Source organism: Rhodopila sp., from assembly GCF_035548235.1.
GTDB lineage: Bacteria > Pseudomonadota > Alphaproteobacteria > Acetobacterales > Acetobacteraceae > Rhodopila.
Genome location: NZ_DASZTJ010000156.1, coordinates 1 through 15,180, shown reverse-complemented (window position 1 = coordinate 15,180; position 15,180 = coordinate 1). Strand labels below are relative to the sequence as shown.

Here is a 15,180-nt window from a genome sequence, read left to right as displayed (position 1 = left end):
GGCGACGGCGATGCTGGCGCTGCCGAACGCTGCCAGCCCGACGCGGTTCGTCCTTGGCATCGCCGACACGGTCTGGGGTCAGGCCTCGGCATCCGTGCCGTCGCCGGGCGCGGGGCCGCTGCCCACGACGCTGGCGGATGCCGGGACCGACACGCCCGCCGCGGGGCAATACCGGGTGCAGCCCCTGGTCGGCGGAGGCACCCTGGCCGGCGCGCCGCAGGCGGTGCTGGTCGAGGTCAATCTCGGCGCCGCCGGGTCCGGCGCCTGGGTGCGCGCCTGGCCCCAGGGCTTCGACCTGGCGACCGGGCTGCACTTCCAACTGACCGGCGGCGGCGGACGGGCCGATGCGACGGGACTGGTCCGGCTGGTCATGGTGCTGCCCAACGGCCGTGTCGACGCGGCGGGCAAGCTGGGGATGGATATCCTGGTCCTGCTGGCCGGCGCCACGCCGCCGCAGCGGACCTATGGCGATTGCCGCTTCGACCGGCCCGCCCCGCAATCCGGCGCAGCACCGACATCGGTCAGCGGCAATTGGGTGGTGTGCGAGACCGGCGTGTCCGGCAGCGGCAGCCTGCCGGCCGGCGCGGTGCCGCCGGGCGGGCACGTGGTGCTGACCGGTTCACCGCCCTCGATCGTCGATCGCACCGGCCTGTCGGCCACAAGCTGGGACGCGGTCACGCTGCTGAACAAACTGCAGGCGACGGACATCGCCTCCCTGACCAGCCCGGCCTATGGCTCGACGCCGGACCGAGCCGACGCCGTCGGGCATCCGCTGCCGTACCAGCCAACCACCGGCGGCGACCCGACCGGCGGCCTCGGTGCCAAGCTGGGCAACCGGCTGCACCGACTGGACCGGTCGGGGCTGACCGGCGTCACCGCGAGTTCCGTACCCTACACGCTGCTGGACCGGTTCGAGGTCGCAGCGGCGACCGGCACCGCCAGCGCCGCTACCGCCGTGATCGGCGGCACCGCACCAGTGCCGTGGGCGCTGGAGCCGGGGGGCGACTATTTCCACGGCCATCCGGGCGTGCCCGCGTCGATCGAGACGCACGGCGCCGGCGTGTCGCTGTCCGGCGCGCCCGCCGTCGCGGTGGCGGAATATGTGCGGGAGCGCACCGCCGGCCTGGGCTTCGGCTTCGTGCAATCGCTGACCGACCCGGCGCGCTCCATCGCCATCCAGAGCGAGCTGGCCGTTGCGGCGGAGGCGGCGACGGCGTTGCCGGTGATCGCCGACGGCAGCGGCGCCGGTCCGGTCGCAGCCGTATTGCGCACCGGCGCGTTGGGCATGGAAGGCATTCCCGGTGCCGGACTGGCCGCCACGTCGAGCAATGTCTTCCCGCTGAGCCAGGAGGTGTCGCAGTTCGAGACCTGGCTGAACGGCCTGACCGGCGCCACCGGGACCGCGGGGACGCAGTTGCGCAACGCGATCGGCGCGCAGACCGACAGCATCAGCCGCGCCCTGGACCGGCGGATCATGGCGTCGGCCTTCGGCATGGCGGAAACGCTGTTCGCGCTGCTGGCAGCGATCGACCGGGCGCAGGACCTGGTCTACCTGGAGACGCCGGCGGTCGACCAACTGGCGATCAACCCCGGCGGAGACAACGTGACGCTGTGGCAGCACCTGCTGTCGCGGCTGAATACGCGCAAAGGGCTGCGGGTCGTGCTGTGCGTGCCCACGCTGCTGCTGCCCGGCACGCCGAAGATGCTGCAGGCCGTGCGGGACCATTGCCTGATGGACGCAGTGGACGCCATCCGCGCTGCCGCTCCGGACCGGTTCGCGCTGTTCTCGCCCGGTGCCGGCGAGGGGCGGTCGATCCGCTTCGCCTCGACCTCGGTCGTGATCGACGACGCGTTCGCCCTGACCGGCACCACGCATCTGTGGCGGCGAGGCCTGACCTGGGACAGCTCGCTGGCGGCGGCGGTGTTCGATGAGCGGCTGGTCGACGGCCGGCCACAGGACGTGCGCGCGTTCCGCATCCAGTTGCTGGCCGACCGGTTGGGCATCGCGGCGACGCGGGTGCCCGAGGACCCGGCAGAGCTGGTGAAGGCGATCCGCGCGCTGGATGACCGCGGCAGCGACCGGCTGTCGATGGTGCAGATCGTGCGCCCATCCCCGGCGCCGGCGAACGGGGACATCGACACCTGGAACGCGGACGGCACCCTGTCGGGACTGTCGCTGAGCTCGCTGGCGGCGTCGTTCGGCGCGGCGGCAGCGCTGACCGATGTCGGCCATGCGATCGTGGAAGGGTGATCCGGGGCGAGAACCGTCTGCCTTTGTCGACGCCCACGGGCGCCATCGGAAAATGAGATCGCTTGGCGGCCTGCTCAGCACCATCTATGAGAACCAGGCACAGAAGCTGGCAGGATGGACATGGATTACGCGGAGCTACGCGTGCTGGAAGCGGTGGCGCGGCACGGCAGCATGAACCGGGCGGCCGTCGAGCTCAACATGGTTCAGTCCAACGTCACGGCCCGGATCCGCATCCTCGAAGAACAGGTGGGTACGCCGCTGTTCGACCGCAGCCGCCGCGGCGTCACGCTGACGCCGGCGGGGCAACGGCTTCTGCCCTATGCCGCGCGACTGTCCGCCCTTCTGAAAGAGGCGTATGACGCGGCGCGCGATGACGGCGTGCCCCGCGGCGCCCTGCGCGTCGGCTCCCTCGAAACCACCGCGGCACTCCGCCTGCCGCCGATCCTCGCGGCCTACACGCAGGCCTATCCTGGCGTCGACGTGGCGCTCACGACCGGGACGAGCCAGAGCCTGATCGAGGACGTGCTGGACTACAGGGTCGACGGCGCGTTCGTTGCCGGTCCCGTGCAGCATCCGGACCTGGCCGAGGAGCCGGTGTTCCAGGAGGAACTGGTGCTGGTGACCGCCCCCGGCATCCGGACCCTGAAGGAGATGGGCCAGCTTCGGGAGGTCAAGATCATCGTCTTCCGGCGCGGCTGTTCGTATCGGCAGCGCCTGGAAAACCTGATGGCCCAACAAGGCGTGCAGACGGCCAGGCCGCTGGAATTCGGTTCGCTGGACGCCATCATCGGATGTGTCGCGGCAGGCGTGGGCATCACCCTGCTGCCAAAGGCCGTCGTCGGCCCCTTCTGGCGGGAGGGACGCGTGGCGGCCCATGACCTTCCCGCCAAGGACGCCCGCGTCGCGACCACGTTCGTCCACAGGAACGACATCCATCCCAGCAGCGCGCTGAAGGCATTCCTGGCCGTGGCCCGCCCCTCTCCGTTGCAGGCGGTCGCGGCGGAATGATCGATCCGCGGCGGCACTGATCCGCGGTGCCTCCCGCCCGATCAGTTCCCGTCCGGGGTCAGGGCCAGCGAATACCACCTGGGACCCGGTACGGTCCGCACTTTCGGAAGGACCAGCATCGCCACGTAGTCACGCTTTTCGGCGCGTACCGCATTGATCGCGGCCGCCGCCTCCTCCGGCGTCCCGACAGGCTTGTCCTGCACCCGCAGGATCATGTCGCCCGCCACGAGGCCCTGCTGAATCGGGTCCGAATTGGGGAGGATGTCCTTGATCACGACGCCCGGCATGTCGGCCTGGTGTCCCATGGTCTTCCGTTCGTCCGCCGTTATCGGCCCGAGGGTCAAGCCCAGGTTGCGCGGGATGGAGAGCTTCGGTTGCACCACTTTGAGGGGCGCGTCGTTCTCATCCCATCGGTTCCGCGGCCATTCCTGCGTGACCATGTCGAGCGTCTGCTCCTGACCGGCATGGTCGACCCGGAACCGGATGTGGGACCCCACCGGCAGTTGCGCGATGTCGCGCAGCAGCGCCCGGTCGTCGCTCGGTTCCCCTTTGTCCAGGCGCTGGATAATGTCGCCGATCATAAGGCCCGCTTTTTCCGCCGGGCTGCCGGGAAAGATCCAGGACACCACGGACCCGTGGTCGCTCTTCAGGCCGAACGCGTTGGCCAGTTCCGGTGTCACCGCCTGAACTTTCAAGCCGAGCCAGGAGGGGTGGATCCAGCCGTAGGTGCGCAGCCGATCGACGACGAAGCGGGCATTGTTGGACGGCAGGGCGAAACCGACTCCGACGGAGCCGGGGTCCGGTGAAATGATCGCCGAATCGACGCCGATCACGTGGCCGCGCATGTCGATCAGCGGGCCGCCTGAATTGCCGTGATTGATCGCCGCGTCCGTCTGGATGTAGTCGTCGTATGGCGAATTCTGGATGTCCCGGTTCAGCGCGCTGACAATGCCGGCCGAGACCGAAACGCCAAGGCCGAAGGGATTGCCGGCGGCGAAGACCTGGTCCCCGACCTGCATCTTGTCGCTGTCGCCCCACCGGGCGGCGACCAGGGGATGAGACGGCGTCACCTTGACCAGGGCGATATCGGCATATCGGGAGGCGCCCAGGGTCGTTCCGCTCAAAACGGTTCCATCGAACAGGGTCACGGTAATGAGGAACGCGTTCTGCACGACGTGGTAATTCGTCACGATCAGGCCGGACGGGTCGATGATGAACCCCGAACCCACGAAGGCCTTGATGACCGGACCCGGCTGTGCCCCGGCGGTCGCGGCCCCGGTCTTCGTCGCCGCCGATTCATCCTTCCTGACCGTGATGTTCACGACGCTCGGCAGTACGCCGTTGAGGATCGTGGCGGTGCCGGCGGGCGCATCGTCCGCGCGGGCGCCGGCGCCCGGCGGCACCACGCCCAAGGCCCCGAAGAAGACCGACAGGCCGAGGACGAAAGAAGCGGCCCACGGGCGTCGCGATACTCCAAGCCGACGATCGGACATGACAGCCCCCCTTGCTTTCGCTGGCATACATTCTCCTCGTGCGGGCATCCGGATGATCGAACGATCCGGAATCCCGATCCAGCCTGGCCAACTTAACCAGTCATGGAATGAATTTGCACGGGTTTCCCAACGTACCCTGGTAGTTTTGGCCTGCAAGGCCGGTCTGCCACCTTGCGGAATCGATAGGACCTGCCAAGACCGCGTCACCAATCCACCAGGAGGAACCGGCATGGATCAGCCCGCACCACGCCCCACGTCACGCAATATCCTGAGCTTTCCCGGCACCGGCCGGGCGGAGACGGTGATGACCGTCACCCATACCTATCGGCTGGAGGAGCAGCAGACCGGCGGGGCGCTGGCCTGCATCGAGCTTGTCGTGGCGCCCGGCCACGGAATCCCGCCGCACACGCACCACCGGGAGGATGAGATCTTCTATGTCATCGAAGGCACGATCGAGATCACCGGCGACGACCTGGCTGGACCGACCAGGCTACCGCAAGGCGGCATCTTCTACGGCCCCAGGGGACGGCTGCACGGCTTCCGCAACCCGACGGACGTTCCCGGCCGGATGCTGGTGTTCCTCACGCCCGGCGGCAACATGCAGCGCATGTTCGCCGCGCTGGCCGAACTGACCGCCCGCGCGCACGGTGCGCCGTCGCCCGAGGAGGTGGGCGCGCTGTGCGCCGGGTACGACATCATCTTCGCGCCGCCGGCGTAACCTGGCGTCCGCCGCCCAGGCTCGCGACCAGCAGCGCGGCAGTGGCGGCCATGGCGGCGAACATATAAAGCGCGACGCCATAGCTGCCGCTCGTATCGCGTACCCGGGCCGCGAGGACCGGGCCGACGCCGATCCCCGCGCTGAAGGCGGACAATGCCCAGCCGTAGATACGGGCGTAGTGCAGCAGGCCGAAATAGCGGCCGATCAGGAACGCGAGGAGGTCGACCTCCGCGCCGGCCGCGAGACCCGTCAATACAACCGCCGGGACGGCGGACCCATGCCGCGCCAGCAACAGGCACGCCGCCGAGGGCAGCGCGATATAGACCGCCGCCACGAACTGCGCGGCCAGGCGATCCACCAGGAAGCCCACGGTCAGCCGCCCGAGGATGACGGCGACGCCCAGCAGGCCCAACGCAGCCGATGCCCGGGCGAAATCCACGCCGCGATCGGCAAGCATCGCCGGCAGGTTGACGATCAAGCCGCCAATGACCATCGCCATGAGGAAAAAGGCCAGGATCAACCGCCAGAACCGGGTAGATGCCGCCGCGTCCCGCAGGGTCATGCCCGAGCGTGGGGTGTCCGGCACTTCGCTGGTGGCGGGGGTGGACACGCGCGACCGGAAAAGAGGCAGGACGACCGGCAAGCCGATGACGATCTGTGCCGCCGCCAGCGCGCCGAACGCGGCGCGCCATCCAAAGGACCCGATGATGCCGCCGACGACGGCGGGGGCGACGACGGCGACCACGCCGGTGCCACAGAGCGTGATCCCCAGCGCCAATCCGCGGTTCCGCTCGAACCAGCTTGCCACGGCGGCGGTCCAGACGATGGGCGACGTGCCGGCACCCAGGATCGCCAGCGCGGCCCAGCCGAGGTAGTAGGCCTCCACCGACCCACCGCTCAGGCTCAATCCCAGGAACCCCGCGGCGAGGCCGATCATGCCGGCGATGGCGACGCGGCGGACGCCGAAACGCTCCGCCAGGACGCCCACGAGCGGGGCCGTCAGCACCCCGCAGGCGGTCAGGACGGTCAGGCCGCCGGCGATCGTGGCGCGGCTCCAGCCGAAGGCCTCGGCGAGCGGTCGGACGAACTGGCCGATCGTGTAGATCGGCACGCCGGTGATCCCAAGGCCGACGCCGACCGACGCGGCAAGGACGACCGTCCAGCCCCGCGCGAACTCCGATCCTTCGGGAGCGGATGGACGCATGCCGGCGATGCCTCTCTTGCAGTTTGATGTAAGGGTCCGCGGGTATCACCGGCGTTTCCGGCCTGTCAAATCGATACGGGCAGGGGCCGATCTTTCCGGCTGCGGGCGAAGATTTGCGGCAGGCTGTCCCCATGCGCATAGTCCGGGATCCGGCGGCCGCGGGGATTGTACCTCCCGCAAGGATCGGGCATCCGGGCGTCCGGTGGAACCAGGCTCGAGTCGACTGCCGAGGAGCGAGTGCGATGCAGATGTCCAGACCGGGACGCCGGTCAACGCTATGGGCCGGCGTGTTGTTCGCCGGGTTGATCCTGGGCAGCGGCGCGGATGCGGGGCCGCTTCACGTTCGCCAGTCGCAGCCAAAGGCGGCTGCGATCATTCACGGGCGCCACGCGGAATACGTCATCCACTTCGATGGGCTGGTGGATCACCGCACGTCGCGGATCGACATCAGGCAAGGGAGGCGCGTGGTCCAGTCGTTGCCGGCCGTGGTGAACAGCGCCCCGGATGTCCTTTTCGCCGCGGGCGAGACGCCCCCTCCCGGCCAGTACGTGCTTCACTGGGAGGTCAGGTCCGCGGCCGACGGGACCGTCTCCACCGGCGACATCCCGTTTTCCGTCGCGCCCTGAAGGCTGTGCCGCCACGCGGTCACAACGCCAAAAGCAACCACGCGGCGGCGACCTGCAGCGGCACGCCGGCCACGAACATGATGAGGCCGGCCCATCGCTGATCGGCGAGCGGCGGGATGTCCCAGCGGCAGATCACGTCGAGATAGGGCGTGTAGATCACGCTGGATGACAGCATCCACACCAGCGCGACCACCGTCATCGGGATGCCGCCGGTCCAGGCCAGCAGGGCGATCCGCCACGGCGTCCGCAGGCTTCGCGTCGCCGGAAAGATCTGCCCCCAGAACAACACGCCCGACACCAGCATGAGCAGCCCCAGCGGCGCGGCATAGAGCGCGTTGGCCAGCGTCGGGTCGAGGACCTCCGGAACGCTGACCGCGATGCTGAACCCGACGAACAGGGCGGTGGCGATCCAGGGATCGAACACGGTGGCGACCGCGCCCCTGTACCGCCCCGACCCTTCCGCCGGCAGGGCTGCAAGCAGCAGCGGCGGCGCCACCTGGTTGAGCACCATCAGCCCCGCCGTGTAGCTGGCCATCGAGGCCAGCGGATCGCGCAGGGCCAAAGCCGCCCCGCCCGCCACGACCAGTCCGAACGCACCGATGGTCATGCGCCGCCAGGCGCGCCATTGGGCAGGCCGCCATTGGGCAGGCCGCCATTGGGCAGGCCATCGGCCGTGTTGCCGGCGTGCGGGCCGATCAGCCCTCGCACAGCAGATGCCGGAGATCGTTCGCAAGGACGCGGCCATCCTGAAGCTGGGAGAAACCATAGCGCAGCCGGACCCGCCCATCGGGTCCGACGACGGTGACAACGGAACTATGGTCGATGAACGCGCCGCCATCGGCGAACCGCCAGGCGATGTCCCAGTCCTTCGCCGCGGCGGCGGTCGCGGCGGGGCCGGCGGAGAGGCCCAGGGGCGGCGGGTCGAAATTGGCGAGATACACATGCAGCGCGGCGGCGGTGTCGCGCTTCGGGTCGAGCGTGACGAACACGGGCAGCACGCGCGGCGCGTCCGGTCCCAGGTCGCGCATGGCGTCGGCCATCACGCCAAGCGTCGTAGGACAGACATCCGGGCAGTGCGTGTAGCCGAAATAGATCATCACCACCTGGCCGCGATGGCGGGACAGGTCGAATTGGCCGCCCTGGTCGTCCGGCAGCGCCAGCGGGATGACGGGCTGCCGAGTGTCCGGCGTGCCGGCATAGGCGAAGCGGGTCGCCTTGCGTCCCGCCGCGATCCACAACGCCGCCCCGCCGCCCACTACACCCAGCGCCAGACCACGCAGGATGGCGCGACGGCGGAGGTTCGGCACGGGGCGGGGCATCACCTCACCACACTTTCCAGCCGGGCGCGGCGGTGACGTGGTGCAGGAACGGCCAGAAGATCGGGATATAGGCCGCCGCCGTCACGACCGCCGTCAGCAAGGTCAGAAGGCCGAGATGCTCCAGCACGCGCGCGAGGGCGGACGGCGGGGCCGCGTGCCCCTCCTCCTGCCCGAAGGCCTGGGCGAAGGGGATCGGTTCGGGCGCGAGCAGCCTGCCCGTGAACAGGCTGCCGAAGAACACGATGTAGAAGGTCAGCGTCGCCAGCCACAGGATCGACCCGCCGACCCCGACCAAGGCCAGCGGCACGTGGGCGAGGCCATACACCCGGTCGTAGACACTATGCGGCAGGAACGAGACCCAGGCTCGGCGTGGCACGCCATACAGCCCCGCCCAATGCATCCCAAGCGCGAACACCGACATCCCGATGAACCACAGCCACACGGCCAGCAGCGCGACGCGCCGGCTGAGCAGCCGCCGGCCGGTCAGATGCGGCAGCATCCAGAGGGCGATGCCCATGAAGGTCATGGCCGAGACGGTGCCGACCGTGATGTGGAAATGGCCGGGCACCCAGGTCGTGTTGTGCACGATATTGTCGAGTTGCCAGCTTCCGTTCACGATGCCGCCGGCACCGCCGAAGATGAATGTCGGCATCGCCAGCACTTGCGCGGCGACGCTGGGATTGCTCCACGGCAGGGCCGTGAACCAGCCGAACAGGCCGCGCCCGCCGCGCAGCCGCCCGGCATATTCCAGCGTCAGTCCGATGGTGAAGGCGGTGACCAGGCTGGGCAGCGCGACCGACAGCGTCAGCGCGGTCAGCACGCCGCGCCAGATCTGGGAGAAGCCGGGATCGACGAACTGGTGATGGCTGCCGACCGGCAGGGAGAACAGCACCAGCATCGCGAAGGTCAGCCGCGCCATCGGATCGGAGACCAGCTTGCCGCCGACCTGGCGGGGCAGCAGCCCGTACCAGGACACATAGGCCGGCATCAGCCAGAAATAGACGATGGGATGTCCGGTCCACCAGAACAGCGTGCGCCCGATGATCGGGTCGACGGTCCGGGTCAGGCCCAGGGACCAGGGATCGAGCTGCGCCACCAGCTCGATCACCGCCCCGCCGGCGGCCAACAGCCACATCAGCATGGTGGCCGCGCTCATGTAAGTGACCAGCGGCGTGATCTCGCCGGGATGCCGCGCCTTCCAGCGGGCACGCAGGTCGAGCACGATAGGCAGCGGCAGCAGGCTGCCGGTGGCGACGATCGTCATGCCCAGATAGAAGAACGGGCTGCCTTTCAACGGCGGATAGAACGTCCACAGCACGCTCGATGAATTGTCGAACATGGCGTAGAGCAGCATCAGCGTCCCGACCGCCATCATGCCGAAACACAGCCGCCACAGCGTCATGTTGGGCGCCAGGTCCAGCTCCCGCGCCGGCAGGTAGACCAGCAGGCCGGAGACGACGAAGAAGGTGAAGACATAGGCGTTGAGGACGCCGTGGATCGTCAACCCCTCGTAATAGCTTTGCAGCACGGGGCGGAGCGCGGGATACAGGTCGATGCCGGCATAGTTCAACGCCTGCAACGGGCCGATCGACGCACCGACCAGCAGCGCCGAGAACCCCCAGACCAGGAAGGCCGCCATCAGGCGGCGCGATGCCGCCAGCGCATCCTGGTTCGGCAACGCGATCGACGATCCGGCCGCGGCGCTCATGCCGGCCTCGCGGGATCGATGACGATGCGACCGATCATGGCCTGGTGCTCGATGCCGCAATATTCATTGCAGATGATATTATATATCCCGACATGATCGAACGTATAGGTCACGGTGCCGGTGATGCCGGGAACGGCGGTGACGTTGATGGTCGTTCCCTGCACTTCGAACCCGTGCAGCACGTCGCTGCTGGTGACATAGAACGTCACGGTGGCGCCCTGCGGAATGTGCAGCGGACTCGGTGTCCAGGCCCAGAGATGAGCCTGCATGTGGACCGCATAGGCATTCGGCCCGGTGCGCACCAGCCCGGCATCGGCCGCCGGGCCGACGGCCGGCGAGGCCGCGGGATCAGCCTGGAAGCCGGCGGTGCGCACGATCACGCCGTAGTCCAGCACCACGAAGAACATCGACCCGACCAGCAGCAAGGCCAGCATCACGATCGCGATGAAGACCCAGACGCGCTCATGCCGTTCGGCCGATCGGTGGAAGGCGGCTTCGAAGTCCGCGTCGTGGGAGGCGTCGCTCATGTGTCAACTGCGCGCGTGGAAGATCACCGCCACCAGAACCCAGGTGACGACGATGGCGACGGTCAGGAAGCCGGCGATGACCCAGGCGCCCACGGGGCGTATCGGCTTCGCCGCCGCATCGTGTGGCGCCGGGTCGTTCATTTGCCGGCACCGGCGTTCGGCACCGTGCCGAAGGGCGGCGTGGAGGCAGGGTCGCCCAGGACGGCGCCGTTCACCGTCGTGCCGTACATCGACATCGGCGTGTCGTGGAACTTTTTGCGCGTGTCCGCGACATTGCCGGTGAAGCGCGGATCCTGCGGACGAACCTGGCTGTCGATGAACAAGCCGACGTCCCAAGCCTGCTGCGGGGTCAGCGTGCCGCCAAGGCCAAAGGGCATGTTGGCGCGGATGAACTCGGCGGCGTTCTTCACCGACGCCATGCCGGCGCCCCAGTTAAAGGACCTCGCCCCCCACAACGGCGGAAACACCACCTTGCCGCCCGAGGACTGCCCCTGCCCGCTCGGGCCATGGCAGGCCGCGCAATGCTGCGCATAGACCTGCTGGCCGCGGGCATAATCCGCCGGCATCTCGGGCTTCGACAGTGGCGGGAAGCCACGGCCCTCCGGCTTCACCCCAGTGGGCAGCCCTTTCGCCAGGAAGTAGGCGTAGCTTTCCAGTGCGACGAGCACCGGATCGCCCAGCTTGGGAACCTTGCCGTTCATGCTGTAGCGGAAGCAGCCCTGCAGCCGTTCCTCGAAGGAGTTCACGTGCCCGTTCTTGCTGCGATAGGCGGGATAAGAGACATAGGCGCCCCACATCGGCGACGCACCGGCCAGGCGCCCGGCCTGCAGGTGGCAGTTGCTGCACCGCAGGTCGTTGCCCACGAACTGCGACGCGTTGGCGCCGGTGTCGCGGAAGATGGCTTCGCCCTTGCGCACCTCGTCGCCGAACGGGCCTTTGGGAATCGCGCTGTCGGGCGGCGGCTGGAACAGTTGTTGTTCGGCCGCCGGTGGGGTGCTGGCGCCCGCCGCGGGTGGAGTGTCCGCGCTGGCCGGCGCCGCAAGGTGCCATGCCCCCGCCGCCAGTCCCGCCGCCGCGATCGCGGCCACGCCAAGCATGGCGATCGGCTTCATGGTTTGTTGTCCTTCCCCTTGGTCAGCACCTCGATGAACGCGGCGACCGCAGCGATGTCCGCGTCCGACAGATGACCGGACTCGGCGCGCATGAACGCGCCGTTCGGATCACGCTGGTTCCCCGCCTTCCAAGTATCGAGCTGCTCCGTCACATAAGTCGCCGACTGGCCGGCGAGGCGCGGCGAAAAGTCGCCGACTCCCTGGCCGTCCGGTCCGTGGCAACTGGCACAGGCCAGCAATCCGGTCCGGAAATCGCCGTCCTGAAACAACCGCCGTCCCGTTTCCAGCAGGGATTGGGGAGGGGGCGTGGACTCGGCTGGCGCGGGCACCGGCAGGCTCGCGAAATACGCCGCGACCTGGCCGCGCTGTTCGGCCGTCAGCATCTTCGCGAAGGGCTGCATGATCGGATGGGTACGCTGGCCTTCCGCGAAGAACGTGAGTTGGTCACGGATGTAACCGGCATTCAGCCCGGCGAGTGCGGGAATCCCGCCCTCGGGCTGGCCCGCGCCATCCGCCATGTGGCAGGCGGCGCAGGCGGGCTGGCCAGCGGCGGCGCCCTGGACGGCGATCACGCGGCCGGCGGCGATGTCCGCATCCCCCGCTTGCGCCGGCGCGGCCGCGATCGTCATGGCAAACATCATGGCGGAGCCGGTGCCGTACGCCACCCAGCCGGAGAACCGGCGGAGGGTGGCGCCCAGGGCGGGCCTGCGTTCGCGCGTGGTTCCCATCATCGACATCAGCCGGCGGTATAGGGCTTGAAGCCGTAACGCTCGAAAATATGCAGCGCGTCCGGCGACCGGATGAAGCTGAGCCAGGCCTGCGCGGCCCGGGGATGCGCCGCTCCCTTGACGACCGCGCCGGCATAGATGGCCGTCGCGTTGTCTTGGGGCGGTATCGCGACGGTCTCGATCGGATGTCCGGCCTGCTCCTGGAAGATCGCCTCCGACTGCCATGTCACCCCGGCGTCGGCCACGCCCTGCATCAGGAAAAGCGGCGTCTGGCGGTGATGGATATGCGTCAGGATGGTGCTGCCGTCCTTGACCTTGGTGTCGTAGACGGCCGTCGCCAGCGCATCGCCGCCGGCCTTGGCCAGCGCCGCCTTGATCTGCCGGGCGATGCCCTCGAACGCCGGATTGGGCATGGCAAGGCGCAATCCGGGACGGCCGAGATCAGCCAGGCCGGCGACGTGCCCTGGGTTGCCCTTCGGCACCACGATCGTGAGGGTATTCGTTACATAAGGAACGGCCGGTGCTTCGAGCAGGCCATCCTTGATCAGGCCTTTCACCTTCATCAGCCCGGCGAGGTAGGCGTCGGGCTTCGCCGTCCACGTCATGTTGCCGACGGTGATGGTACCGCCCGCCTTGATCTGGTCGACGAGCAGGCCGGGGGGGATCGTCTCCCAGTAGATGCGGCCCTTGTACTCGGGATGCGCCGTCTCGAAGGCTTGCACCAGCGGCGCCATCGCGAAGAAGTAGTTGCCGCCGACATACAGCACGAGTTTCGGGTTCGTGATGTCGCCATGGAAATCGGCCAGCACGTCGACTTCGGGCACGGTGAAGTCGAAGCCCCGCTTGACGGCGTCGTTGTTGGCGCCGTGCTGCCACGGCGGAAACACCTGTTCCTGGTAGCGCGGGGGCTGGGCCTGGCCTTTCCACCCGGTATCCTGGGCGAATGCCGGCGCCGCCAGCAGGACGAGCCCCGCCATGCCGGCGCGGATATGACGCATGATACTCATGGCCGGGCCTCAAGCGATGTAGTGGAAGCCGGCCTGCTGCAGCTCCGGCAGCGTCGCGACGGCACCCGGGGTGAGGACGACGCCCGGGATCAGGTGATTCGTCAGCTCCGCCGCCAGCGCCTCGTGCGACAGCTTGTCCGGGTTGACGCCATGTTCCAGCAGCGCCGCCGCCTGTTCCCAGATCGCGTTGTGGCACGACATGAAGACGACGCCCCTGCCCATCAGCGCCGGGATCGAGTTGTCGGCGGGCGAGAAAGCGCCGGCAGGGTCCTCGAAGTTCTTGACGTCCGCGGTCTGCGCGGGCTTCGGCAGGATGAGCGTGTTGCTCTGGAACTTGCCTCCGGTCAGCTTGCCAAGCTGGTATTTGTCCCACATCGCCTGATCGTAGAGCGCAAGCTGCGCGGTGCCGTGGCATTCGGCGACAGCCAGGAAATCCGGATGCTTGAACGACCAGACCTGCGCGTTCAGCGAATTGCGTATCAGGTTCAGCCACGGCCCGGTCATGTCGGTCATGTCCCAGGCCTGCCTGGGGTTGGGCTTATAGGCGAGCACCTCCGACAGGGCCTCGTGGTCCCACTGGTCGGGATTGGTCAGGATCATCGGCACGGTCTTGAACGCACGCCGGCGCGGCGCCTCGGCCAGGCGGTCCATCAGGGCGCGCAGGTGATGTCCGTCGGAGGGGGCCAACGCGGGCTCCGCCGCCGCCTGCGCGGCATGCTGCATCGCCACGCTCATGACGCCGGCGCCCGCACTCAATCCCAAGCTGCGCAGGGCGCCACGGCGGTTGAAGTTGATACCCACGTTGTCTCTCCCGTTACAATCTCACGTGAACCTAAATACGACGTGGCAAACGGACCAACACATTAGGCAGTTTGATTCAATCTCATTAGACGATCATTCCAGGTGCCGAAAATCGGACTCGGACCAGCGTCTGGCGGATTTCCGTGCGTTTTCGTAAGCGACCGGCATTTTCGAGCCCCCGTGCGCCGCGATCCGCATCGGCCTTCGCAGGCCGCCTCACGCCATGTCCCGGCCTAAACTCGCTTGTCCAGCCCGGTTTGCGGCCCCGTTGCGGTGCGGCATACGCTGGGTTAGCCTGACGGGCGATGGGGATGGAGTTCCCCGACAACCGCCCGTGGGTGATGATGCCCGGGGGCTGATGACTCCTACCGGGCGTGGTAATCACCGCCGGTGGGGTCGTGTTTCCTCCACCGACCGGATATCGCCAGGCCCGCTGTGGAAACAGGAGGGTTGACCATGCAGGCCTCGGGCCGAACGCGTCTCACCATGGTGGCCGGGGGCGGCCGTCCATGATATTCTATCTTCTTATTGCCCTTGGCGGCGCGCTCGGTAGCGTCGCGCGCGCGGCGATGGCGATCGGGGTCGCACGGATCACCGGGCCGGCGTTCCCCTGGGGCACGATCCTGATCAATATCCTCGGTTCCTTCATCATCGGCTTTTTCGGCGCCCTGACGGCCG

General features: G+C 68.3%; 16 protein-coding genes and 1 riboswitch. Of the genes, 5 read left to right on the top strand and 11 right to left on the bottom strand.

Translation table 11 applies throughout. From position 1 onward, the window contains the following. Both VHB27_RS13270 and VHB27_RS13265 read left to right on the top strand, forming a co-directional pair. Positions 1 to 2,251 (top strand): hypothetical protein (locus VHB27_RS13270; RefSeq protein ID WP_325601125.1); only part of this gene is annotated, 2,251 nt, incomplete at its 5' end. Between the two features lie 114 nt (positions 2,252 to 2,365). Beyond that, a complete protein-coding gene (locus VHB27_RS13265) occupies positions 2,366 to 3,259 on the top strand; it encodes a LysR family transcriptional regulator (RefSeq protein WP_325601123.1) in 894 nt (297 codons plus the stop codon). A 41-nt stretch (positions 3,260 to 3,300) separates the two neighbouring features. Here VHB27_RS13265 and VHB27_RS13260 read toward each other — a convergent pair whose 3' ends face one another. Continuing rightward, the gene (locus VHB27_RS13260) at positions 3,301 to 4,752 is read right to left on the bottom strand and encodes a trypsin-like peptidase domain-containing protein (protein WP_325601121.1); all 1,452 of its coding nucleotides are present in this window, start codon (positions 4,750 to 4,752) and stop codon (positions 3,301 to 3,303) included. A 229-nt stretch (positions 4,753 to 4,981) separates the two neighbouring features. Between VHB27_RS13260 and VHB27_RS13255 the strand changes: the two genes are divergently transcribed. Then, on the top strand, positions 4,982 to 5,470 hold the full coding sequence (locus VHB27_RS13255) for a cupin domain-containing protein (RefSeq protein ID WP_325601119.1): 489 nt from the start codon (positions 4,982 to 4,984) through the stop codon (positions 5,468 to 5,470). On the opposite strand, the gene VHB27_RS13250 is transcribed toward VHB27_RS13255, so the two are convergent. Then, the gene (locus VHB27_RS13250) at positions 5,448 to 6,674 is read right to left on the bottom strand and encodes an MFS transporter (protein WP_325601117.1); all 1,227 of its coding nucleotides are present in this window, start codon (positions 6,672 to 6,674) and stop codon (positions 5,448 to 5,450) included. The genes VHB27_RS13255 and VHB27_RS13250 overlap by 23 nt on opposite strands. Before the next feature lie 242 nt (positions 6,675 to 6,916). Here VHB27_RS13250 and VHB27_RS13245 point away from each other — a divergent pair, with 242 nt between their 5' ends. Next, positions 6,917 to 7,300 carry a copper resistance protein CopC gene (locus VHB27_RS13245; protein ID WP_325601115.1) on the top strand — a complete coding sequence of 128 codons (384 nt, stop codon included), beginning with the start codon at positions 6,917 to 6,919 and terminating at the stop codon, positions 7,298 to 7,300. A gap of 19 nt (positions 7,301 to 7,319) precedes the next feature. Here the strand turns inward: VHB27_RS13245 and VHB27_RS13240 are convergent, their stop codons facing one another. The 9 genes from VHB27_RS13240 to VHB27_RS13200 are packed head-to-tail and all read right to left on the bottom strand — an operon-like array spanning position 7,320 to position 14,502. Beyond that, on the bottom strand, positions 7,320 to 8,045 hold the full coding sequence (locus VHB27_RS13240; protein ID WP_325601113.1) for a cytochrome c oxidase assembly protein: 726 nt from the start codon (positions 8,043 to 8,045) through the stop codon (positions 7,320 to 7,322). After that, positions 7,996 to 8,619 (bottom strand): SCO family protein, encoded by a 624-nt coding sequence (locus VHB27_RS13235; protein ID WP_325601110.1) that lies wholly within the window; start codon positions 8,617 to 8,619, stop codon positions 7,996 to 7,998. The genes VHB27_RS13240 and VHB27_RS13235 overlap by 50 nt, the downstream gene beginning before the upstream one ends. 4 nt (positions 8,620 to 8,623) lie before the next feature. Next, on the bottom strand, positions 8,624 to 10,327 hold the full coding sequence (locus VHB27_RS13230; RefSeq protein WP_325601108.1) for a cbb3-type cytochrome c oxidase subunit I: 1,704 nt from the start codon (positions 10,325 to 10,327) through the stop codon (positions 8,624 to 8,626). Beyond that, positions 10,324 to 10,854, bottom strand: coding sequence for a cytochrome c oxidase subunit II (locus VHB27_RS13225; RefSeq protein ID WP_325601106.1), 531 nt, complete (start codon positions 10,852 to 10,854; stop codon positions 10,324 to 10,326). Before VHB27_RS13225 ends, VHB27_RS13230 begins: the two co-directional genes overlap by 4 nt. Before the next feature lie 3 nt (positions 10,855 to 10,857). Further along, a complete protein-coding gene (locus tag VHB27_RS13220) occupies positions 10,858 to 10,995 on the bottom strand; it encodes a hypothetical protein (RefSeq protein WP_325601104.1) in 138 nt (45 codons plus the stop codon). Beyond that, a complete protein-coding gene (locus tag VHB27_RS13215; RefSeq protein WP_325601102.1) occupies positions 10,992 to 11,966 on the bottom strand; it encodes a c-type cytochrome in 975 nt (324 codons plus the stop codon). Before VHB27_RS13215 ends, VHB27_RS13220 begins: the two co-directional genes overlap by 4 nt. Next, positions 11,963 to 12,697, bottom strand: coding sequence for a c-type cytochrome (locus tag VHB27_RS13210; protein WP_325601100.1), 735 nt, complete (start codon positions 12,695 to 12,697; stop codon positions 11,963 to 11,965). The genes VHB27_RS13215 and VHB27_RS13210 overlap by 4 nt, the downstream gene beginning before the upstream one ends. A gap of 5 nt (positions 12,698 to 12,702) precedes the next feature. Further along, positions 12,703 to 13,701, bottom strand: a complete 999-nt coding sequence (locus tag VHB27_RS13205) for a substrate-binding domain-containing protein (protein ID WP_408904000.1) — start codon at positions 13,699 to 13,701, stop codon at positions 12,703 to 12,705. Between the two features lie 9 nt (positions 13,702 to 13,710). Further along, a complete protein-coding gene (locus VHB27_RS13200; RefSeq protein ID WP_325601098.1) occupies positions 13,711 to 14,502 on the bottom strand; it encodes a transcriptional initiation protein Tat in 792 nt (263 codons plus the stop codon). A gap of 298 nt (positions 14,503 to 14,800) precedes the next feature. Beyond that, a riboswitch (Fluoride riboswitch) is annotated at positions 14,801 to 14,877 on the top strand. Between the two features lie 134 nt (positions 14,878 to 15,011). Between VHB27_RS13200 and VHB27_RS13195 the strand changes: the two genes are divergently transcribed. Then, the coding region (locus VHB27_RS13195) for a CrcB family protein (RefSeq protein ID WP_325601127.1) at positions 15,012 to 15,180 on the top strand (169 nt) is incomplete at its 3' end.